The sequence below is a fragment of the Trichocoleus sp. ST-U2 genome (genome assembly GCF_039961875.1).
In the GTDB taxonomy this organism is placed as follows: domain Bacteria; phylum Cyanobacteriota; class Cyanobacteriia; order Cyanobacteriales; family FACHB-T130; genus FACHB-T130.
Window position 1 is genome coordinate 77792 of record NZ_JAMPJY010000004.1, and the last position, 22488, is coordinate 100279.

Annotated in this window: 18 protein-coding genes; 8 read left to right on the plus strand and 10 right to left on the minus strand. The window is 45.6% G+C overall.

Features of this window, described 5'->3' with window-relative positions; translation table 11 throughout:
- Positions 1-288 precede the first annotated feature (288 nt).
- Positions 289-2232 carry a DNA topoisomerase (ATP-hydrolyzing) subunit B gene (gene gyrB, locus NC996_RS03810; RefSeq protein ID WP_190684632.1) on the minus strand — a complete coding sequence of 648 codons (1944 nt, stop codon included), beginning with the start codon at positions 2230-2232 and terminating at the stop codon, positions 289-291.
- 321 nt (positions 2233-2553) lie between these two features.
- Between gyrB and miaA the strand changes: the two genes are divergently transcribed.
- The 5 genes from miaA to NC996_RS03835 all read left to right on the plus strand — a co-directional run bounded on the left by miaA (position 2554) and on the right by NC996_RS03835 (position 10177).
- Positions 2554-3480, plus strand: coding sequence for a tRNA (adenosine(37)-N6)-dimethylallyltransferase MiaA (gene miaA / locus NC996_RS03815; RefSeq protein WP_190684718.1), 927 nt, complete (start codon positions 2554-2556; stop codon positions 3478-3480).
- Positions 3481-4035: 555 nt separating this feature from the next.
- On the plus strand, positions 4036-7188 hold the full coding sequence (locus NC996_RS03820) for a PAS domain S-box protein (RefSeq protein WP_190684635.1): 3153 nt from the start codon (positions 4036-4038) through the stop codon (positions 7186-7188).
- Positions 7189-7306: 118 nt separating this feature from the next.
- Complete coding sequence (gene glcD, locus NC996_RS03825; RefSeq protein WP_190684638.1) at positions 7307-8779, plus strand: glycolate oxidase subunit GlcD; 1473 nt, start codon at positions 7307-7309, stop codon at positions 8777-8779.
- 45 nt (positions 8780-8824) lie between these two features.
- A complete protein-coding gene (locus NC996_RS03830; RefSeq protein ID WP_348259974.1) occupies positions 8825-9478 on the plus strand; it encodes a hypothetical protein in 654 nt (217 codons plus the stop codon).
- A gap of 111 nt (positions 9479-9589) precedes the next feature.
- Positions 9590-10177: a GDSL-type esterase/lipase family protein gene (locus NC996_RS03835; RefSeq protein WP_190684644.1), complete on the plus strand. Its 588-nt coding sequence runs from the start codon at positions 9590-9592 to the stop codon at positions 10175-10177.
- Between the two features lie 186 nt (positions 10178-10363).
- On the opposite strand, the gene NC996_RS03840 is transcribed toward NC996_RS03835, so the two are convergent.
- Positions 10364-10930: a hypothetical protein gene (locus NC996_RS03840; RefSeq protein ID WP_190684647.1), complete on the minus strand. Its 567-nt coding sequence runs from the start codon at positions 10928-10930 to the stop codon at positions 10364-10366.
- Here NC996_RS03840 and NC996_RS03845 point away from each other — a divergent pair.
- The gene (locus NC996_RS03845; RefSeq protein WP_190684650.1) at positions 10913-11938 is read left to right on the plus strand and encodes a 1-acyl-sn-glycerol-3-phosphate acyltransferase; all 1026 of its coding nucleotides are present in this window, start codon (positions 10913-10915) and stop codon (positions 11936-11938) included. The two genes, NC996_RS03840 and NC996_RS03845, sit on opposite strands and share 18 nt — an antisense overlap.
- A 39-nt stretch (positions 11939-11977) precedes the next feature.
- Here NC996_RS03845 and NC996_RS03850 read toward each other — a convergent pair whose 3' ends face one another.
- The 8 genes from NC996_RS03850 to dxs all read right to left on the minus strand — a co-directional run bounded on the left by NC996_RS03850 (position 11978) and on the right by dxs (position 19199).
- Positions 11978-12511 carry a rhodanese-like domain-containing protein gene (locus tag NC996_RS03850; protein WP_339380265.1) on the minus strand — a complete coding sequence of 178 codons (534 nt, stop codon included), beginning with the start codon at positions 12509-12511 and terminating at the stop codon, positions 11978-11980.
- A 107-nt stretch (positions 12512-12618) separates the two neighbouring features.
- A complete protein-coding gene (locus NC996_RS03855; protein ID WP_190684656.1) occupies positions 12619-13419 on the minus strand; it encodes a sterol desaturase family protein in 801 nt (266 codons plus the stop codon).
- A gap of 61 nt (positions 13420-13480) precedes the next feature.
- Complete coding sequence (locus NC996_RS03860) at positions 13481-13780, minus strand: hypothetical protein (protein ID WP_190684659.1); 300 nt, start codon at positions 13778-13780, stop codon at positions 13481-13483.
- A 73-nt stretch (positions 13781-13853) separates the two neighbouring features.
- Positions 13854-14408 (minus strand): type IV pilin-like G/H family protein, encoded by a 555-nt coding sequence (locus tag NC996_RS03865; RefSeq protein WP_190684661.1) that lies wholly within the window; start codon positions 14406-14408, stop codon positions 13854-13856.
- Between the two features lie 178 nt (positions 14409-14586).
- A complete protein-coding gene (locus NC996_RS03870; protein ID WP_190411125.1) occupies positions 14587-15135 on the minus strand; it encodes a type IV pilin-like G/H family protein in 549 nt (182 codons plus the stop codon).
- Between the two features lie 172 nt (positions 15136-15307).
- Positions 15308-15688, minus strand: coding sequence for a type IV pilin-like G/H family protein (locus NC996_RS03875; protein WP_190684665.1), 381 nt, complete (start codon positions 15686-15688; stop codon positions 15308-15310).
- A gap of 294 nt (positions 15689-15982) precedes the next feature.
- Entirely contained in the window at positions 15983-17041 is a 1059-nt protein-coding gene (gene mtnA / locus NC996_RS03880; RefSeq protein WP_190684668.1) for an S-methyl-5-thioribose-1-phosphate isomerase, read from the minus strand.
- 250 nt (positions 17042-17291) lie between these two features.
- Entirely contained in the window at positions 17292-19199 is a 1908-nt protein-coding gene (gene dxs, locus NC996_RS03885; protein ID WP_190684671.1) for a 1-deoxy-D-xylulose-5-phosphate synthase, read from the minus strand.
- A 219-nt stretch (positions 19200-19418) separates the two neighbouring features.
- Here dxs and NC996_RS03890 point away from each other — a divergent pair, with 219 nt between their 5' ends.
- Positions 19419-21014 carry a serine hydrolase domain-containing protein gene (locus NC996_RS03890; protein WP_190684674.1) on the plus strand — a complete coding sequence of 532 codons (1596 nt, stop codon included), beginning with the start codon at positions 19419-19421 and terminating at the stop codon, positions 21012-21014.
- A 192-nt stretch (positions 21015-21206) separates the two neighbouring features.
- The gene (locus NC996_RS03895; protein WP_190684677.1) at positions 21207-21959 is read left to right on the plus strand and encodes a peptidylprolyl isomerase; all 753 of its coding nucleotides are present in this window, start codon (positions 21207-21209) and stop codon (positions 21957-21959) included.
- Positions 21960-22488 lie beyond the last annotated feature (529 nt).

Genomic DNA, 22488 nt, shown 5'->3' on the forward strand with positions numbered 1-22488 from the left:
ATGAGCTGGCTCTTCAGATCCCGATTTTTAGAGAAGTCGGTTTTTTTTCTTCATAAATCATTTAGAGCCGCTTTATAGCCTTTTGCAGGCTTCGATGTCACAGAAAAAATAGCGATCGCGTTCTTTTGGTGCAGTGTTGATGGGAAATCTAGCGCAGGGGCTTTAAAAGACAAAAGTATGGTTAAGTTCTTAATTAACCATACTTTTGTAACAAGGCAACCTTATGTACTAATCATTTTTACATTAGTTGCCCAATTTTGGGGTATTCAATCATTTCAACCGGAGAATCTAAATATCTAGATCGTTGAGATTGAGACGAGGGCCATAGGTTTCGATAAATTCGCGGCGGGGTGCAACGCGATCGCCCATTAGAACGGTAAAGATGCGATCGGCTTCCGCCGCATCTTCAATTTCCACCCGTTTGAGAGTGCGAGTTTCCGGGTTCATGGTAGTATCCCACAACTGTTGCGGCATCATTTCACCCAAACCTTTGAATCGCTGGATAGTGTAGTTGGCATTAGCGGGAAACTCATGCTGAATCAGGTTTGCCATTTCGCGATCGCTATAGCAATAGTAATGATTGCGTCCGCGTTCTACCTTATAGAGTGGAGGACAAGCGATATAGATGTAACCCTGCTCGATTAGCGCCCGTTGATAGCGATAGAAGAACGTTAATAACAGCGTCCGAATGTGCGCCCCATCTACATCGGCGTCAGTCATAATCACGATGCAGTGATAGCGCAGCTGAGAAGCATCGAACTCCTCACCCTTAACACCCAATCCCAGTGCGGTGATTAGCGCCTGGATCTCCGTGTTTTTATAGATTTTGGCATCGTCGGTTTTCTCAATGTTGAGAATTTTACCGCGCAATGGGAGGATGGCTTGGTTGCGTCTGTCGCGTCCTTGTTTGGCACTTCCTCCGGCTGAGTCGCCTTCCACGATATAAATCTCAGATTCCGAGGGATCTCGCGTACTGCAATCGGCTAATTTACCCGGTAAAGGAGAAGATTCCAAAACCGATTTGCGGCGCACTAACTCTCGTGCGTGACGCGCTGCCTCGGCGGCTTTGAAAGCTTGAATTGCTTTCTCCAGAATCGAATCGGCAACGTTTGGGCGGAACTCTAAATATTCTGTGAGAACTTCGCCAACTAGGGAATCAACAATTCCTCGGACTTCGGTGTTACCGAGTTTGGTTTTAGTTTGTCCTTCAAATTCCGGATCGGGTACTTTGACGGAGATAACCCCCGTTAAACCTTCGCGGACATTCTCTCCGCCGAGGTTCGGTTCATTTTCTTTGATTTTATTGCGCTTGCGAGCGATCGTATTCAGCGTCCGCGTCAGCACCGCCTTCAACCCTTCCAGGTGAGTACCGCCGTCAACTGTACGAATATTATTTGCGAACCCCAGCAGAGTATCTGTATAGGCATCGACGCACCACTGCAACGCCACCTCTACTTGTACATTGTTGCGTTCGCCGGATACATAGATAATTTCTTCGTGGAGAGCCTGTTTATCGCTATTCATATAGGCGATATACTCTTTAATACCTCCTTCATAACAATAGGTTTCTACTCTTGGCTCTCCACCCTTAATTAATTCCAGGCGGTTGTCAGTAAACGTAATTTTGACACCCGCATTTAAGTAAGCCAGTTCCCGCAAACGACTTGCCAAGGTGGTGTAATCAAACTCAATGCCAGTCGTCACAAAAATCTGTAAATCTGGCTTGAAACTAATCGAGGTGCCTGTCCTCGCTTCTTTAATTGGCGTTGCCTTGAGTTCGGTGACAGGAATACCCCGCTCAAAGCGCATGATATGCTCCCGCTTCTCCCGCCAAACGGTTACTTCTACCCACTCAGACAAGGCATTGACTACGGAGATCCCGACACCGTGCAAACCACCAGAAACCTTGTAACCGCCGCCGCCAAACTTCCCTCCGGCGTGCAGCACCGTCATTACCGTTTCCAAAGCTGATTTGCCTGTAGTGGGATGAGTATCTGTGGGAATCCCTCGCCCATCGTCTGTCACCGTCACCGAACCATCGGCGTTTATGTCTATCTCCACATGGGTGCAATAGCCAGCCAGAGCCTCATCAATAGAGTTGTCCACCACCTCGTAAACTAGATGGTGGAGTCCCCTAGGGCCAGTCGAACCGATGTACATCCCCGGTCTTTTCCGGACTGGTTCAAGACCTTCTAGAACTTGAATCTGATCGGCACTGTAACTGCTCGTCATGAATAAGGATTCTCCAATAATGGCTTGGAAGCCCACCGGGACTTCAAAAATGTAAAAACACTCCAAAATTATAACACAAAAGGTTTCGGGGCGACCGTAGGGCAATTTCAAGAGATATTTGTTTAGGGGCTGTACCCAGTGAAAGGTAACAAAGTAGGAAAGCACGGTGGCACAAGGGAACGGGAGGCGAGAGAAACAGACATAGGGAGTAGCGGAAAATTACCTGTTCGCTCAGCCCTCTTCACTCAGTCCTCAGTCCTCAGCCCTCAGTCCTCAGCCCTCAGTCCTCAGCCCTCAGTCCTCAGTCCTCAGCCCTCAGCGCTGATTGTTATTTGTGGTGCTACCGCGACGGGAAAATCAGGGCTGGCATTAGCATTAGCACAGCGCTTGGGTTCTGTAATTCTTAGCGCTGATTCGCGTCAAGTGTACCGCGAATTTGATATCGGCACAGCTAAGCCAACAGATGCTGAGCGCAAGTTGGTACCGCACTACTTAATTGATATCTGCGATCCCACAGAAACTTTGACGGTGGCAGATTACCAGCAGCAGACGCAAGCTTTAATTGCTGCTTTGGGCAAGGAAACTCCGCCTTTACTGGTGGGAGGAACGGGTTTATACATCCGTTCTATTGTGCAGGGGTTAAAAATTCCTAGAGTAGCGCCCCAAGAAGAATTGCGATCGCAACTGCAATCTCTCGGTCAAATCCAACTTTACGCTTTTCTACAACAAGTCGATCCCGTTGCCGCTCAGAAAATTCATCCTAACGATCCCGTGCGGACATTGCGAGCTTTAGAAGTCTTTTATGTGACGGGTCGCCCTATTTCAGAGCAGCAAGGAGAGAATCCACCCGATTATCCTATTCTCCAAATTGGCTTAGATTGCCCGGACTCTAGCCACCTTACGCAACGCATTGAACAGCGAACCGAACAGATGTTAGCAGCAGGGTGGGAAGCGGAGGTAAAAACTCTCTGTGAGAAATACGGTTGCGATCTGCCGCTGTTGGATACGCTAGGTTATAGGGAAATGAAGCAATATTTAGCTGGAGAGATTTCTCTATCGGACGCCAAAGAGTTAACCGTTTTGCACACTCGTCAATTTGCCAAGCGACAACGCACTTGGTTTCGTGCTTATCCCCAAATTGAGTGGTTTGAGGCAAATCAACCCGATTTATTGGAGCGCGTGTGGCAACGAGTGCTAGAGTTCATTGCCGCAAGTTGTCAGGATGTGCCTCCTCAAGCTAGATGCTAACTTCCTGTCCAATTTTATACTCTTGTAACTAAACTTAACTTCGTACATTTTCGAGTTGTATGGAAGTGATTTCTTTGCTTTCTGCTACAAGGAGTTGAAGGATTCGTGTATAGCAGATTACCCAGGAAATGCAATGATAAACTTTTCTGCTATATTAAACCGCCATCAACCTTTAGAGAGATTTTATAGAATTTATATATGAATAGGAAAACCATTTAATAGACTATGAAAACAGCAAAACCGCCTTTTTTAATTCCTACGGGTACAAATAACCCTTAGCAGTTGCGATCGCATTTCCGGCACTGCGGTAAAAGGCTGGAGACCTTTAGTTTGAGCGAAAATGTGTAGAATTTAGCGATTTTCATGTAGATTTTCCTGGAAGTGTTAGTCCATTGAAGTGCCAGGGAACAATCTAGCTAGGGTTATCGGACGGAAAAGTTGATCGCTGAGACTTTCTCCTGCTTTTTCAGCATTGAGACATTTAGCGCGACAAGGCAGAACAAGCATTTTCAGATGATGGCTACCGAAATCCGGTCCAAGTAGGAATAAGTACTGATGAAAATTTTAGAGTCTAGTAAGGAAGCGGCGAGGCTAGAAGCTCTGCGCCGATATCGGATTCTTGATACAGAACCCGAAGAGGCATTCGACGATCTTGCCCATTTAGCGGCGCACGTTTGTGGAACCCCGATTGCGTTAATAAATTTTTTGGATAAAAACCGTCAGTGGTTTAAGTCAAAGGTGGGTTTAGAAGTATCAGAATTCCCCCGTGATAGCGGGTTCTGCCCCCTACTTGAGCAACACGAAATTTTAATGATTCCTGATACATTGGCTGATAAGAAGTTTGCCACTAATCCGGTCGTCATTGCTTGCCCCAGCGTCCGATTTTATGCGGGCGCACCGCTGATAACGCCTGAGGGACAGATAATTGGGACGATCTGTGTTGTTGATTATGTACCGCGAAACCTCAGTCCAGAACAAGTAGAGGCACTTAAAGCTTTAAGCCGCCAGGTAATTAGCCAACTAGAGCTACGGCGCAATTTAGCTGAAAAGGAACGCAGCATCGCTGCACGCGAACGAGCCGAGGAGGCGCTACAGCGAGCTGCTACCGAGAACCGGCACCTGGCACGGGCGATTACTTCAGCTTCTGAGGGAGTGATTATTACCGATCCGAACCAGCCAGACAACCCGATCGTTTACGCAAACCCAGCTTTCTCGCGGATCTCTGGGTATAAGCCAGAAGAAATTATGGGTCGCAACTGCCGTTTTCTGAAAGGTTCTGGCACAGATCCGCAAGCGATCGCTCAAATTCGCCAAGCGATCGCCGAACAAAAAGAGATTCAAACGACGCTGCTGAACTATCGAAAAGATGGTCAGCCATTCTGGAATGAATTAAGAATTTCGCCAGTATTTTCAGATGAGGGGAACTTACTCTACTTCGTAGGCTTGCAAACGGACATCTCCGCTCGTAAGCGGGCAGAGGAAGAGCGCGATCGCTTATTCACCCTCTCGTTGGATATGCTGTGTATTGCTAGTTTGGATGGCTATTTTAAGCGCGTAAACCCAGCTTTTGAGAAAACACTTGGGCTTTCTCAAGAAGAACTTTGCTGTACGCTACTGTTTAACTTTGTTCATCCTGAAGACCAAGGAAAAACCCGTGACGAGTTCCAGAAACTTGCCACGGGCGAACCAACCATCGACTTTGAGAACCGCTACATCTGTCAGGATGGTTCGTATAAATGGCTATCCTGGACAGCCTCTCCAGTCGTTGAAGAAGGCTTGATGTATGCGATCGCCCGCGACATTACCGAGCGCAAAGCTAACGAGGAGGCATGGCGTCAAAGCGAAGAGCGGTTTCGCAATTTAGTCGAAACCACTAGCGATTGGGTCTGGGAGGTGGATGAAAACGTTGTTTACACGTATGTCAGTCCGAAGCTCCGCGACATTTTGGGTTATGAACCAGAAGAAGTTCTGGGCAAAACTCCCTTCGATCTCATGCCTCCGGAAGAAGCTTTTCGAGTTGCTAATATTTTTGGGCAAATGGCTGCCCTTGCACAACCCATTACGTGTCTTGAGAATACGACTGTTCACAAAGACGGTCATCTGGTTGTCCTAGAAACTAGTGCAGTTCCAGTTTGGAATTGTGATGGAAAATTCCAAGGTTATCGCGGCATGGATCGGGACATCACCGAGCGAAAGGAGGCAGAACAAAAAATCCGCAGACAAGCTGCCTTGCTAGATGTAACAACAGATGCAATTCTTGTGCGAAATCTAGAAGACAAAATCGTACTTTGGAGTAAAGGAGCTGAGTTACTGTACGGTTGGAAGGCGGAGGAAGTTCTGGGGAAAAATGTTTCGGAGATTTTGTACAACGATCCTTCGCCTCAACTCCTAGAAGCGCACAAGACTGTTAACAACAAAGGTGAATGGCAAGGTGAATTGTATAAAGTCACCAAAGAAGGCAAACAAATTGTCGTTGCCAGTCGTTGGAGTTTGGTGCGCGATGATGAAAACAACCCCAAATCAATCCTCTCTGTAGACACCGATATTACAGAGAAAAAACAACTTGAAGCACAGTTCCGCCGCGCCCAACGAATGGAGAGTATCGGTACTCTGGCTGGCGGCATTGCCCACGATCTAAATAATGTACTGACGCCAATTCTTGCCGCCATTCAAATCTTACAAATGGTAATTCCCGATCCGCGCAGTCAGCGGCTTTTGGATTTACTAGAAACAAATACTAAACGCGGTGCTGAGCTAATTAAGCAAGTCTTGTCATTTGCTCGAGGAGTTGAAGGTGAGCGAATGACCCTTCAAGTAGGGCACTTAATTGGGGAAATTCAGAAAATTGCCAAAGAGACTTTTCCTAAATCAATCGAAATCTATACAGATGTACGAATGATGGAACTTTGGCCTGTCTCTGGAGATGCCACTCAAGTACATCAGGTGTTGATGAATCTCTGTGTTAATGCCCGCGATGCGATGCCAGATGGTGGAGTCTTGAGTATCTCTGCCGAAAATCTTATCATCGATGAAAACTATGCCCGGATGAATATTGAGGCCAAAATGGGGCCTTATATCGTTATTACTATCTCGGATACTGGAAGTGGTATTCCTCCAGAAAGTTTAGAAAGAATTTTTGAACCATTTTTCACAACAAAAGAACTCGGTAAAGGCACAGGGCTAGGTCTGTCCACTGTGTTGGCAATCATTAAAGGTCATGACGGTTTTATCAATGTCTATAGCGAAGTAGGAAGAGGAACCCAATTTAAAGTTTATTTTCCAGCAACTAACACAACTACAACAGATCCAGAAGCTACGGAGCGTTATGAACTGCCCAGAGGTCACGGAGAATGGATTCTTGTGGTTGATGATGAACCAGCCATTCGAGAAGTGACTAAAACATCCCTAGAAGCCTATGACTATCGGGTACTCACTGCCAACGATGGGATTGAAGCGATCGCACTCTATGCCCAGCATCGCGCGGAAATTAATGTCGTGTTAATTGATATGATGATGCCTACGATGGATGGTCCAACCACCATCCGCGCCCTACAAAAAATGAACCCGCAGGTCAAAGTTATTGCCGTGAGCGGACTGGTTTCCAACCATAAGCTCCCAGCGATCGCAGGTGGCGTCGTCAAAAGATTTTTGTCGAAGCCCTACACCGCAGAAGATTTGTTGAAATCTATTCACGAGCTTCTAAGTTAGCGATCGACCATCCCAGCATCAAATCAGCGGGCGAGGATTTGTCTTTTCGCATCTTTCTACTTCTTGCACGTAATTCTTGTAACAATAGTTCTCAATGCGGCTAATTCGAGAAGTACTTATGCTCACCCAAGAAAAACAACAACGCAACTGGCAACCTATCATTAAGCAATTTGAGGCAGCTATCGGAAAAAACGGCGTCGTGCAGCGTCGTGAGGAGTTAATAACCTACGAGTGCGATGGTTTAACTAGCTACCGACAAAAACCTGCCCTCGTTGTGCTACCGCGCACCACAGAAGAAGTCGCAGCGGCAGTGAGGATATGCGACCAAAATCAAATTCCCTGGGTTGCACGCGGTGCTGGCACTGGACTTTCTGGTGGAGCCTTGCCTGTAGAAGATTGCGTGCTAATTGTTACTGCATTGATGCGAAAAATCTTGAGCATTGACTTAGAAAATCAGCGGGTTGTGGTGCAACCAGGAGTAATTAATAACTGGGTAACACAAGCCGTTAGCGGTGCCGGATTTTACTATGCGCCTGACCCTTCCAGCCAGATTGTCTGCTCGATTGGTGGTAACGTTGCAGAAAATTCTGGAGGCGTCCACTGTCTCAAATATGGTGTTACCACCAACCACGTTTTAGGTTTAAAACTAGTTCTCCCCGATGGCTCTATTGTAAACGTGGGAGGACAAATTCCCGAAATGCCTGGTTACGATTTAACAGGTTTATTTGTTGGTTCTGAAGGCACACTAGGTATCGCTACAGAAATTACTCTGAGAATCCTTAAAACGCCGGAATCAATTTGCGTTCTTTTAGCAGATTTTACCAGTGTCGAAGATGCTGGAGCCGCTGTATCAGATATTATCAGCGCTGGGATAATTCCAGGCGGTATGGAAATTATGGATAATATCAGCATCAACGCTGTCGAAGATGTTGTAGCCACAGGTTGTTATCCCAGAGATGCTGCCGCTATCTTATTAGTCGAAATAGATGGCTTAGAAGTGGAAGTGGCGGCAAATAAACAGCGTATTTCGGAAATTTGCACCACCAATGGAGCGCGTAGCATCACCACGGCAAACGAAGCGGAAAAGCGTCTAAAACTATGGAAAGGACGGAAAGCAGCCTTCGCAGCAGCAGGCAAACTCAGCCCTGATTATTATGTCCAAGATGGGGTAATTCCCCGGACTCAAATGCGATTTGTACTGCAAGAAATTGAAGCATTGAGCCAAAAATACGGCTATCGTATTGCTAACGTCTTTCATGCTGGAGACGGGAATCTTCACCCACTCATTCTTTATGATAATTCGATTCCTGGGGCATTGGAACAGGTGGAAGAATTAGGGGGAGAAATTCTTAAACTTTGCGTAGAAGTAGGCGGAAGCCTTTCTGGGGAACACGGGATTGGTGCAGATAAAAAATGCTATATGCCGCAAATGTTTACCGAAACGGATTTAGAAACAATGCAATGGGTGCGCCAAGTATTTAATCCCAAGGGTTTGGCTAATCCAGGTAAAATATTTCCTACTCCCCGCACCTGTGGCGAAGCTGCACACGCTCAGTCTCAAAAGCACTTTGAGTCAGTTGATGTATTTTAATTCATTAACCAAGAGCAAATGATTCGCTAAGAAATTTGGGGAAATATGCGATCGCGCTACAATCTAGACACAGAAAGATGCTCTAATTTGCAATCTAGATGGGAGTCTTTACTACAACCGTTTCAGGTTGAGCAAAAGATTGCTCAGAAAGTGTTGCTTGACTTATTCAAGGCTTACTCCAGTGATGGTAGATATTATCATACTTTGGAGCATATAGAACAAGTTTTAGCAACGCTTAACGATTTGCGATCGCTATCCCAAAACTATGCAGCAATTGAATTTGCAGCTTGGTTTCACGATGCAGTTTATAACCCAAAAGCTAACGATAATGAGGAAAAAAGTGCAGAATATGCAGCGATGATTTTGAAAGGGTTAGACATTCCCTCATCAACTATAGAGGTTGTATATTCTTTAATTAGAAAAACCAAATACAATCAAAATATAGACGGTATTGATAGCAAAATTTTTATAGATGCAGACCTTTCTATATTAGGAGCATCGGCTACTAAATACAGAATATATGCTCAAGCAATTAGAAAAGAGTATTTATGGGTCTCTTCCACAAAATACAGAACAGGTAGGAAACAAGTATTGCAGAGCTTTTTAAACCGAGAACGAATATATTTTACTGAAAAAATGTTTGTTGCTCTAGAACAACAAGCTAGGCAAAATATTAAAGAAGAAATGGAATTGTTATGAAAAACTGTAAGAGCGCTCGCTCAATCCGGTGAAGTTCTTCTAGAGCCAAGGATGCTGGTGCTATTCAGAAAAATAAATATGGGAAAAAACTAAAAATAAATTTCAGACAAAATGCGAATTTGCTTTATTGGTGACTCTTTTGTAAACGGAACTGGCGATCCAGAGTGCCTCGGTTGGACGGGAAGAATTTGTGCAGCAGCACGAAAGCAAGGTTATGACATTACTTATTACAATCTTGGGGTACGGGGGGAAACCAGCGCAGATATTAGATCCCGTTGGCTAGGTGAGGTTACTTGTCGCTTGCCTAAAGAATATGATGGCAGGATTGTTTTCTCGTTTGGTGTCAATGACACCACCCTGGAAAATGGGAAGACTCGTGTGGAGTTAGCGGATTCCCTAGAGAATTGCACGGAAATTCTTGAAGTTGCACGGCAAACATTTCCAGTCTTGATGGTGGGAGCGCCACCCGTTGCAGAGATTGAGCAAAATTTGAGGATCGCTGGTTTGTCCGAGCAGTTAGCTCGTTTGTGCCGCGATCGCAATGTGCCTTATTTAGATGTTTTTACTCCTTTACAGGCGTCATCGGTGTGGATCGGTGAGGCAACAGTGAATGATGGCGCTCACCCCGGTGCTGCCGGTTATGCCGAATTTGCTCACTTAGTACAAAGTTGGTCTGCGTGGTTATCGTGGTTAAAATAGCTCAACTCACATCTTGCGCCAAGCTCTCAGAATGGAATTCTAAGGCGATCTCATTCTAGCTAGGAAAGCGCGAACCAACTGAAAATAAAGGGTTTTGTAACCTGCTCCCAGCAGGTTTTGTTTGTGTAACTGTGTTTCAACAGCCTAGAGCAAGATGTAACTTCATGGCGAAAAGTTCAATATTTCTTAGAAAACCCAGAAGTAGAGATAACTGAGCCAATAAATCAAGTTCACTGCAATGAGTAGTCCTTTGCCGATGTAGGAGTGAACCATCCCGAAGACGTAAACGGTTGCTACCAGCACCAGCAACCGCTCAACGAAAGAAACAATCGTGCCGTATTTGTTAGTATCCCAATAAGAGATAGGACTGATAAAACGATAGTCGCTGAAGGGCAAAAAATGCCTGTGCGCGTCATCGCTGTGGACGGGTAAATCTCCGAGGGAATGCAGCACCATGCTCAGAAAGACGATTTCAAGGGGTTTCCACCCGTAGTAGCGAGCGATCGCTACCCCAATTAAAGCCAATGGAATTGAATGAAACAGGTGGATAATATTTTGCCAAAAGGGTTGGTAATAAGCGGTTGACCAGATTTGGCGTTCTGGTAGGCGTTGAATATATCTCGCCACAAGGTAGAAAACAAAAATTGGAATATCGGGTAATATAGCGCCCAACACGATTAGGAGATTGAAGTGCGATTGTTGCGGTTTAGCGAGAATGCCGAGATTGAGAATGGCATGGCTGGGCGTATTCACGATTATTCTTGGAATTGGTTTGATTGGTTTTGTCTTTGGTATCCTCCAGGCTGGCTGATTTTATTCAACCGCCACTGGCAACACTATCACGCCGATCCCGATGGTTGGAATTGGCTGGAGTATGGATTGTTTCTCATTCCTGGGGGATTTTATTTGGCGTTGCTGATTCGTTGGATACGTCTCGGCTTTCGTTCACCCCGCCGGGGAGAAGGGGAGTTCGATCCAAATTATCAGCAGGCTTTCCGAGATGAAGTGCTGGCTCCGATTGTGAAATATTATTTCCAAGGAGAGCTACAACAACTCGAAAATTTGCCTCAAACTGGGCCATTGATTGTATCAATGAACCATGCGGGAATGTGTTTTCCTTGGGATATTTTGGGATTAGCAACGCTCTTAAGCCAGACACGGGAATGGGTTGTGCAACCGCTGGCGGGTGTTTCGTTGTTTGAACATCCCTGGGTGATTTGGTGGCTACCTCCAGGATGGTCGCAAGTTCTAGGTGGCGTTAGGGCAGAAGCTGATGAATTTGAAGCGGCGGTGGCTCAAAAAACCATCTTACTATACGCTCCGGAGGGCATACGCGGGCCGGGAAAAGGGTGGAAAAGGCGTTATCAGTTAGATACTTTTCATCCAAGTTTTATCCAGTTAAGCGATCGCTATCGCATTCCGATTCTGCCCGTTGCTTGCATTGGCAATGAATCTTTGCATCCTTGGGCAATCAATCTCAAAAAATTTGCAAGAGCCATCTACTTGCCTTTCTTGCCTGTCTCTTTTTTGATGTTCGCCTTTATTCTCTTCCCATCAATGGGTGTTTGGGCGATGCGAAGTCGGCTGCGTTATTTTATTGAGCCTCTCTATCAAACTTGGTCAACAGAAGTTGTTGAAGACGAGCAACTTCCAGAACCCAAAACTTCTACGCGGCAAGAGCGAAACGCTGCTTATCGACACGCCCAACTATTACAAGAAAAGCTGCAAAGTCAAATTAACCAACTTCTGAGGAAAAAGTAATCTAGGTTTGATTTGCATTCAATGAGTTTTTATAAGAAGTTAGTTAGAATTCAACTTCTTAGCTTGTAAAATAATCGGAGATAAGACCGCTTTATCTTGTTCCGCAGGCACGGCTTTTCGCCATGCAGTGATTCCACCTGATAAGACTGCCATCTTCAACCCCGTTCCCTCTAACATCCAGTAGGCTTTAGTTGAACGGGTTCCTTTGGTGCAATATAGCACTACCGTTGGTTCGGGTTGATTGGGTTGAACGCTCTTTTTCACCAATGCCTTAACGCGCTCAACTCCTATCCCCGTTTCAATCTGAGTCAGAGGTACTAGTGGAGTTTGAGCAATATGATCTTCAGCGTACTCCTCTGGCGATCGCACATCAATAAGGAACACTGGCTTTAGTTTTCCCTGCTGCAACTGCGCTACCGTCACTTTGTTTGCATATTTGCCAGTTGCGATCGCTTGGATGTCGATGTCTGCGATCGCGATCGCCGCACCTATTGCACCAACACTAACAGCGACAACCGCTAAAATTACAGGTAAAGGACGTAAACGACTGGTTATTTTAGTCAGTATTTTCATAAATTTTCCGATGAATCGCACCTCAACCTCACTACCATAGCAACCGTAATACCGGGATGTCATTAGCTACAATTAGAAATAAAAATCCTGAAATATAAAATTTTTCATTATATATTCTCTATTTTTATAGCTTGATTCATAAACTTTTTTCGTTTAAAAAACGGGTAGAGTATTTGTCCAAAGTACCCCGAAGGTACAGGATCGGATATCCCATACTTCTCAGGCATTGTCCCCCTAGGCATATAGAGGGTGCCAAATACTAAATCTAAAATTGGAAGCTGAGCCGCAAAGTTTTTGTCATAGAACTTTCGCTCAGCAGTGTGATGCCAGTGATGAAATTCTGGAGTAGCAATTATCCACCGAAGCCATCTAAATCTAATCTTGATATTCGCATGGATAAAGAAGGCTTCAAAAGCACCAAAAAGAAAAAATACAGCGAATGTTTCTTTAGTGAAGCCTAATATGTATAGCGGGACTATCTGAAAAATTTTTGTAAATATTTGGTCAATGGGATGCAGACGAACCGTTGCCAACCAGTCCATCTGTTCTACGCTATGGTGAATCGCATGGAATTTCCACAACCAAGGAATCTTGTGAGTAAGTTTATGAGCAATGTAATATCCAGTATCGGCGATTAAAATTGCTTCTATGAACTGCAACCATACAGGCTGAGAGGCAACTTTTATTTGTAATTCTGAGTTCATTAAGCTTTTGAGGAGATATCCGATTAATATTTCACTAATTGCGATTCCTGCGGTTCTGCCAACAAAGTAACCAATAAAATAATGGATGGCATCTGTTTCCCATCCTTTACGAAATATCTTCTGTTTGTGTAAAAAAAATATTTTTTCTATGGGGACTAATATAAACAGCAGCAAAAAAAAGCCTTTAACAACATCAGGAAGCATAACTTTTAGGCATTATTGATTAATTATGGTGGGCATTGCCCACTAGACACCTTTTTAGGATTTAGAGAGGCTGGATAGTGTCTTCTGAGTGTATCTCTATACAAGTATCCGACGAAGTAGTAGACATATCATAAATGGCGAAGATACAGAGCGTGAACAAGGCTCCAAGACCCAGCGCCCCGAGAATTCCTATTAAGACGAAGAGTGGCTTTAGGTCGTGACTAAGATGATTTCGCGATAACTGCTCTTTAGAAGCCGCATTCGTTGCTGTATCTTCAGTTGTTTCTTCAGCTTGAATGGGTAGATTTAATTGTGAAGATATCTTGGCTGACTCTTGTTCTTCTTTATCCTTAAGCTGCATGATTACCTCCGGTGAATCACTTGATTTGGAAGATTGCCATTTCAGGCGATCGCTATATTTTTTAGGTGTGGCACTATGGTATCGAATGAGTATTAGAACCGCAAGCGAGGACACCTTTTTGGTAAGTCGGCTCTGCGGGGAGTTGGTTAGTAGGAGTATCTGTCTCGCATAATATTGCTAACGTTTCTTTGTTATTTTTAGCTGCCTTTTTGTCTACCTTGGATGCAGGTACTATGAAGACAGCCCCAACATAGCTCTTCAGCGGTTTTGAGGCAGTTTTTTGAGCGATCGCGTAGTTGAAGACTGCCGTTTTTGTGGCTCGAACGGAATATTCGTAATTTTTTGTTTTAGATTGAACACCTAACCCTAGTTTCGGAATTGAAGCCACAAAAGCACCATTTTCTAGATAGTAGGCTTGCTGTGCTCTATTCATTGAGCCGATATATTGTTTCCCTTCTGATTGACCAGCTTTGCCTCCACAGCTCACAGCGCTAGGAAGTGCTATAGCTACCAAAATACCAACAATGCTAATGACAACGACAACCAAAAGCGCAATCAAGACATTACCCTGGTTGTCATTTCTATTTGACAAATATTGTAACCACTTAGCTCTAAAATAGATATTCATATTCTATCTTTTCAAGTAAACAAACCCCGGATATTTTTTTGTGTTTTGCGTAGGTGCAAAGTCCAAAATGCTTGAATAAGTATTCACTAGCAAGATGAGAAATTCCTGAAAAGTTTAGATTTTGGCCTGCTTAGATACCAATCCATAATCTAACCTTTCTTCCGAGTTAGCCTTAAGACTAATAACGGGAGATTTTTGTGGTGTTAGAACCGCAAGCGACTTCGCCATTTTGATAAGCTGGTTCTACAGGCTTGATTGCACCGGGAGCATTCGCTTGACACAGAATCCTTACTGTAGTTAAGTCTCGGGAATGATTGTCCGGTACGATGAATACAGCCCCAACATAGCTCTTCAGGGGTTTTGAAGCAGTTTCTTGAGCGATCGCGTAGTTAAATACCGCTGTTTTTGTTGCACGAATAGAATATTCATAATCTTTTGTTTTACTTGGAATACTTAGACCGAGTTTCGGCAGAGAAGCAACAAAAGTATTATTTTCTAAATAGTAAGCTTCTTGTCCTCTGTTTATAGAGACGATATAGATTTCTCCTTGCGATCTCTTGTTATTGGCTGTGTTGGCACAATTCAAAAAAATAGGCAAAGCCATAACTGCCAAAACACCAAAAATTATTATAAGAATCAGAATTCCAATGTAGAAGGCTATACCTTCATTTTTATGTTTTTTAAATAAAAAGTGTAACCACTTAGCTCGGAAATAGATGCTCATCATCTTCACTTTTGTCAAGTAAATAAACCCAATATACTTTTTTGTGTTTTGCATACACGCAAAGCACAAAAAGCTTTAATAAGTATTCACTGGTAGAATGAGAAGTTCCTGAAAAGGTTAGATTTGGGATTGCTTAAGTGTCAATTCCCAATCTAACCTTTCTTCCGAGTTAGCCTTAAGGCGAATAACGGTAGATTTCTGTGGTGTTGGAGCCGCAAGCAACTGCGCCATTTTGATAAGCTGGCTCTACAGGTTTGATTGCGCCAGGGGAATCCGCTTGGCACAAAATTGTTACTGTTGTCTCACGGTTAGCAGCTTTAGATTTGACCTCAGTAGCTGGTATTACAAACACAGCCCCAACGTAACTGTTATTTCCTTTACTTTGGGATATCCCGTAACTAAAGGCAGCCGAAGAAGTGGCACGGGTTGAATATTCGTAGTCGTCACCCTGCTTTTGAAGGCGGATTCCTAACTTATTAAAGTCGTTAGCAAAGGACTTTTTTTCAGAAAAATGGGCTTCTTGAGCTAAGTTAATTGACTCAATATTTTCTTCCACTGCTGATTGCTTAACTGGGCCACATTTCAACATAGGGGGAAACCCGAGTGCGAAAGCAATGGGATTACCTACCAATACCAAACTCCCTATCGTTATTACACCCGTTGCGAAAAAGAGTATGTTTCTTCGCTGTTTGAGGGAATCTTGCCAATTGTAAAGAGACGATGAATCTGTTTGTGTAGACGCCGCAAATTTACGGATTGGTTCGGTTTTAAAAAGATGTTGTTTGGTTTTGGCTGTGGTCTTTCCCAAGGTTCGTTCCTTTTAATTTTTCTGTTGTATTGTTGCGCCCTTCTAAACCAATTGTTTGGTCTGAAACTGTTTTAACTCACTGGGTGCGATCGCGCCATACTCGGTAATCACTGCTGAAATTAATTCAGCGGGAGTGACATCAAATGCTGGATTGTAAAACTCCACGCCAGCAGGAGTAAGAAGCGTATCGCCAACTTGGTAGATTTCCGAAGCGTGGCGCTCTTCAATCGGAATTTTGCTGCCAGAAGACAACTCAAAATCAATCGTAGAGAGGGGTGCGGCAACAAAGAAAGGAACATTGTGAGCCTTGGCAACCAGTGCAAGACTGTAAGTGCCAATTTTATTAGCAGTGTCACCATTTGCGGCTATCCTGTCAGCACCGACAACGACTGCATCAATTAAACCCTGTTTCATACAGTGAGCTGCCATACTATCGGTAATCACCGTAACTGGAATGCCTTCTTGGACGCATTCCCAAGAAGTCAGCTTCGCACCTTGCAAGCGGGGACGAGTTTCATCAGCATAGACTCGCGCCAGACGCCCATCTCGCCACGCAGAACGAACAACGCCCAAGGCAGTTCCATAGCCAGCAGTTGCCAAGGCTCCAGCGTTGCAGTGAGTCAGAATAACCAGTTTATGAGGCTTGGAGGGTAAAGCTTTTAAACCGTGATCGCCGATTGCCTGACAAGTTTGCAAGTCTTCTGCATTAATCGTTTTAGCAGTGGTGAGTAAAATGGATTTAATTTCTTCTACCGTTCCGAGAGACTCATAGGCAGTTCGCAACATCCGCGCGATCGCCCAAAATAAATTAACCGCAGTTGGACGAGTTTGCCGTAACATCTCGGCAATTTGCTCCAACTTGGTCAAAAATTCCTCGCGCTTGTCTGTCTGAATCTCTCTTGCCCCCAGGTACATCCCATAGGCAGCCGCAACACCGATAGCCGGTGCCCCCCGGACAATCATCGTTTTAATCGCCTGCGCCATATCTTCGCAGCAGCTGATTTCGACAAACGTGTACTCGGTAGGCAGGCGGTTTTGGTCGATGAGCAAAACGCGGTCTTGATTCCAAATAACCGGAAAAACTTGAGTTTTGGTAGACATATTGGCGGTGAGTTGCTAGTTATCAATATGATAGTTTCTAACAACTTAGCCGATATTTACCCGACTAACTGCTTTTTTACCTCGTGCTTTCTCCCGAAAACTTAGGGTGATTTTGTCTTAACGCAAAAGAACACCAAGGAAAGCTCAGACTACACCCAAAGCGCAACCGATATCATTGCGTACCTCTGCGTTAGCGAAGCGGCGCGACAGCGCTTACCTCTGCGTACCTTTGCGTTAAAAAAACCTACCTTTAACTCATCACTGCTGACAGTTGAGGGCTAAAAGATTTCCGCACTCGCTCGGCAATTTGAGCCGGTGTCAGACCCAGTTCCGCCATCGACTGTTCTGGCGTAGCATGATCCACTAATACATCAGGCACGCCAAGTCGCGTTATCGGCACCATCAGATGATTATCCAGCAAGCTTTCCGCCACAGCCGAACCAAAGCCGCCAATGATGCAGCCTTCTTCCAGCGTCACCACCCGACCAATCTGCTGAGCCAGAGGCAAAATTAACTCAGTATCCAGCGGCTTAGCAAAACGGGCATTCACAACAGTCGCTTCAATCCCATGCTCGCTCAAAATCTCCGCTGCCTGCATGGCGGGATATACCATCGAGCCATAACCCAGGATCAAAACATCATCGCCTTGGCGCAAAATTTCTGCTTTGCCAATGGGTAGTTCTTCCCAGCCTTCTTCCATCAGGGGCACCCCGTAGCCATTGCCGCGAGGATAGCGCATGGCAATCGGACCATCGGTGTAGTTAACGCCAGTCACGATCATCTGCTGCAATTCAGCTTCATCTTTAGGTGCCATCAGCACCATGTTCGGGAGACAGCGCAAATAAGCGATATCGTACATCCCTTGGTGCGTGGGACCATCAGCACCGACAATCCCGGCGCGGTCAAGACAGAAAAAGACGGGTAATTTTTGAATGCAGACATCGTGAACGATTTGGTCGTAGCCGCGTTGCAGAAAAGTAGAGTAAATCGCGACGACGGGTCGCATCTCTTCACAAGCCAAACCGGCGGCTAAAGTAACCGCGTGTTGTTCGGCAATGCCGACATCAATGTATTGCTTGGGCAGTTTGCTGGCGAGTTTGTCTAAACCCGTGCCAGTCGCCATTGCTGCTGTGATGCCGACAATTTTGGGATTATTCTCCGCGAGTTTAACCAGCGTGTGGGAAAAAACTTTGGCGTAAGAGGGAGGCTTGGGTTTGCTGGAGGGAACCGCTTTACCAGTAGCCAGGTTAAAGGGGGATTGTGCGTGGTAGCCGACTTGGTCTTTCTCAGCGATTTCGTAGCCTTTTCCTTTCACCGTTGCGACGTGAACCAAGACTGGTCCCTGCATCTTGTGCGCTTGCTTGAAGGTGGCAATCAGTTCCTCTAAATTGTGACCATCCACTGGTCCCATATAAGTAAAGCCGAGTTCTTCAAATACCGCCCCTACCTTAGGAACTGCCAGACGCTTCATCCCTTCTTTCACCCGTTCCAGTTCTGGGGTCAGGGATTCACCCACAAAGGGAATATGCTTGAATTGCTCCTCCAGATTATCTGTAATAAACTGCATCGGCGGACTGAGACGCATTTTGTTCAGATAGCGAGGAATCGCGCCGACGTTGGGCGAAATTGACATTTCGTTATCGTTCAGCACCACCAGCAGGTTAGTTTTGGGCAAGTGTCCGGCATGGTTAATCGCTTCCAACGCCATACCGCCTGTGAGCGCCCCATCGCCAATTACCGCCACGACTTTGAAGTTCTCACCTTTAAGGTCTCGCGCCATCGCCATACCCAAAGCCGATGAAATACTGGTGGAAGCATGACCGGCACCAAAGTGATCGAATTTACTTTCGCATCGCTTGAGATAACCGGCGATGCCATCTTTTTGGCGCAGTGTGTGGAAGCGGTGATACCGCCCGGTGAGCAGCTTGTGCGGATAGGCTTGGTGCCCAACATCCCAGGTCACTTTATCGCGGTCTAAGTCTAGCGTTTGATACAAAGCGATTGTCAGTTCTACGACCCCCAATCCCGGTCCCAAATGACCGCCGCTGGTGGCTACAGTTTGGAGATGCTTTTCCCGAATTTGACGGGCAATTTGCTGAAGTTGACGAATTGATAGACCGTGCAACTGGTTGGGATGAGTAATTTCACTCAAATGCATTCCAGATTTCCCTATAAGCTTAAGGATCGGATTTTAGTTATCTCTTTAAACTGTAATGGATTTGGGGGAACGAACCGAATGATTACGGTAGACAAGGCGGGTTTAGTCTGCGTAACCGTTAGGGACACGGAAGCCCCCTCGCTGTTACCCGGATTGTTAGCGGGATGCACAATATCCGATGAAATCCTTAAATTACAAAAATTCTGGATGTAGAGACCAATGCTTAACTTTTATCAATTAGAACAGCAAATCGAAGAACAGATGAAAGCCTCCGCTATCCCAGGTGTGGCGCTTTCGGTTGTCCAAAATCGGGAAGTCATCTATGCCAGGGGTTTTGGTGTCACCAGCGTGGAAGATGGCTCAATCCCCGTGACGCCGCAAACTCTGTTTCGGATTGGTTCTGTCACCAAGCCGCTCACTGGTACTGCGGTGATGCGGCTGGTTGAGACTGGTAAGCTTGACCTCGATCGGCCCATTAAAGATTACATTGATTGGTTCGCCCTCAGTGAGGAGGGAGCCGCCGAACGCATCACCCTACGGATGCTAATGACTCATACTTCTGGACTCCCTACGGATGCCCAAAACTATGGTCGGCGCGATCCAGAGGGACTTGAGGCTTACGTCCGAGACCAGATACCGAAGTACCCGATTATTGCACCTCCCGGCAAGCTGTATTCCTATAGCAACCCCGGCATTATGGTGGTTGGTTATATTGCTGAAGCTGTCAGCGGTAAGCCATTTACACAACTGATGCAAGAGTTGGTTTTTGACCCTTTGGAGATGCAACGCACGACATTCGATCCGACGGTGGCGATGACTTATCCGATTGCTCAATCGCACGACCAAAATGAGGATGGGACGTTAAGGGTGGATCGCCGTTTTGCTGATAATACAGCTGGCTATCCGGCGGGATTTATCATTTCCACGGTGCTGGATTTGGCAAACTTTGCGATGATGCACATGAACGAGGGTTGTTTTCGCGATCGCCAGATCCTCTCACCCCAGTCGGTTGCCCAAATGCAAACACTTCATGCAGACTGGTATACGGCGGAAGGGGCGGGATATGGACTGACTTTCATGGTTGATCCCTACAAGGGGATACGTCGAATCGGACACAATGGTGCAATTAGCAGCTTTGGTAGCTGGTTCCTCATGGTTCCGGAGGCTGATGTTGCAGTTTCGCTGGTGTTCAACCGTCGTGCCCCTGACTTTGCTGCTTACAAAATCGTCAACCGAATCTTTGATGAACTCCTGAATCTGCCAAAGCAGGCACCGAAGCCGCAAGCGATCGCGCCCGATACCGCGTTATGGTCGCAGTATACAGGATTATATTTGGGGCCTCAGACGGGTTTGCTCAAGATTCAGGTGGTGGATGGTCAGCTGATGCTTGAATTAAACGAGCAGGTAATGCCTTTACAGGCGCTCAAAAAAGACCTTTATTTTGCACAAAAGCCAGATAGCCAAGATAAAATTCCTGTCGGTTTTATCCTCGAAGCAACAGAACCGACACGGTATATTATGGTCAACTCTTCACCCTGCGAACGCATCGAACTCGATGCTTCGTTTGTGCCGGATTTCTCGGCTTGGGCATCTTATGCGGGCAGCTACACGTCATATCTAGATACGCTGACTATCCATGTTGAGGCAGATCGCGTGTTCCTCCACACCAAAATGTTCAACCAAGATGTGCCCTGCATCCTGATAGATAACACCCACTTTGCTTGCAAATTCGGTCTAATTGAAGTGCAAGTTGCGGAGGATGGCGTTGCGCGATCGCTTAACTTAGGAAATTATTTCATCTTTACCCGCTGTTAAATCATCCCAATTGCTCTGTTGATTTCAGCCAAAACAATAGTTGCGTCATCTGGCAATTCTCTAGTTCAATCCACACTTCTGTAAAGATAACGACCGAATCTGCTATAAGATTTGGTCAGTAGCAAAGAGTTGAGAACCAATCCGAGTGACTCATGCAATCGGGGAAAACCTAGGCGGGTAGCTGCGTTTGAGATGGCGGAAATTTTTCAAGTTGGCAGCCAGGTAATTCAGGCACATGAGATTCCGTCTTTGTTGAGCCGTTATCAGTTGCTGCCCCAGTTTTTGCAAGGGATTATTATTGACGAAGCGATCGCGCTCTATTCTTGCACAGATATAGAGCGTCAATTGGCTGTAGAGCAGTTTGCCGCGCAGCACCAACTCACCTCCCCAGAAGCGCGAAAAGCTTGGGCGGTATCCCAAGGCATGACCTTAGAACAACTGGAAGACTTAGCTGTACGACCCTTGCTGCTAGAGAAGTTTAAGATGGCTACTTGGAGTTCAAAGGTCGAGTCTTATTTTATCGCTCGCAAAGCGAGTCTCGACCAGGTAGTGTGTTCCTTAATTCGTACCAAAGATATGGGAATTGCCCAGGAAGTCTACTTTAGAATTCAGGAAGGAGAGCAATCTTTCGCAGAGTTAGCTAGAGAATATTCCCAAGGAACAGAAGCTCACACTGGGGGAGTCATTGGCCCGGTAAGTTTGAGTGCTTTGCATCCAGCGATCGCAAAAATGCTATCCATTAGTCAGCCGGGACAGTTATGGCCTCCTACTCGTCTGGAAGAGTGGTATGCAATCGTTCGACTTGAAAAGTTCTTGCCAGCACAGCTAGATGAACAAATGCGCCGTCGATTGATTGACGAAATGTTTAATAACTGGCTCAAAGAGCGGATGCAACAAGTCGATTTATTACAGTTTATCGAGCCTTCAGTCTCGGATTCAGCGTGACTTTAAAGGCAAAGTTGATGTAAATTGATTGCCCCCCAATTTAGCGGGGGTTGGGGGATCAAAACGGGACTTGCAAATTCAAGAAGACTTGTATATACACGGTAGCTGTGGACGGGGAGCGGTAGCAGGGTGGTTTCATTTATTAAAAGAAATTTCCGTAACGTTGATTTTGGTTGGCGGTAGGGGCTTTTTGATTGCCATATCCCTACAAAATGTCGCAATGCCTCGAAATTTTCTAAGGATTGTATGAAACCACCGTGCAGTAGACGGGGTGGGGTCTCCCTGTCTGACTTTAAGGTAGCCCCGCAGCAGGGTTCGCCCTCCCAAGATAGAGGGTGGTTGCCGACAAGTATTAGCCAACTTTTTGCCGCTCTCAGTATATCTACAGAGATAGCGATTTCTTAGTACCAGGATGGTTTATGAAGATTGCGTGAATTTACGGCAACTTCATCCCAGCTTAATTTATACTTAGAATTAATTATCAGGGTTTGTTAACATCAACTGAATATCTTTAGGGTGGCGCTATTTA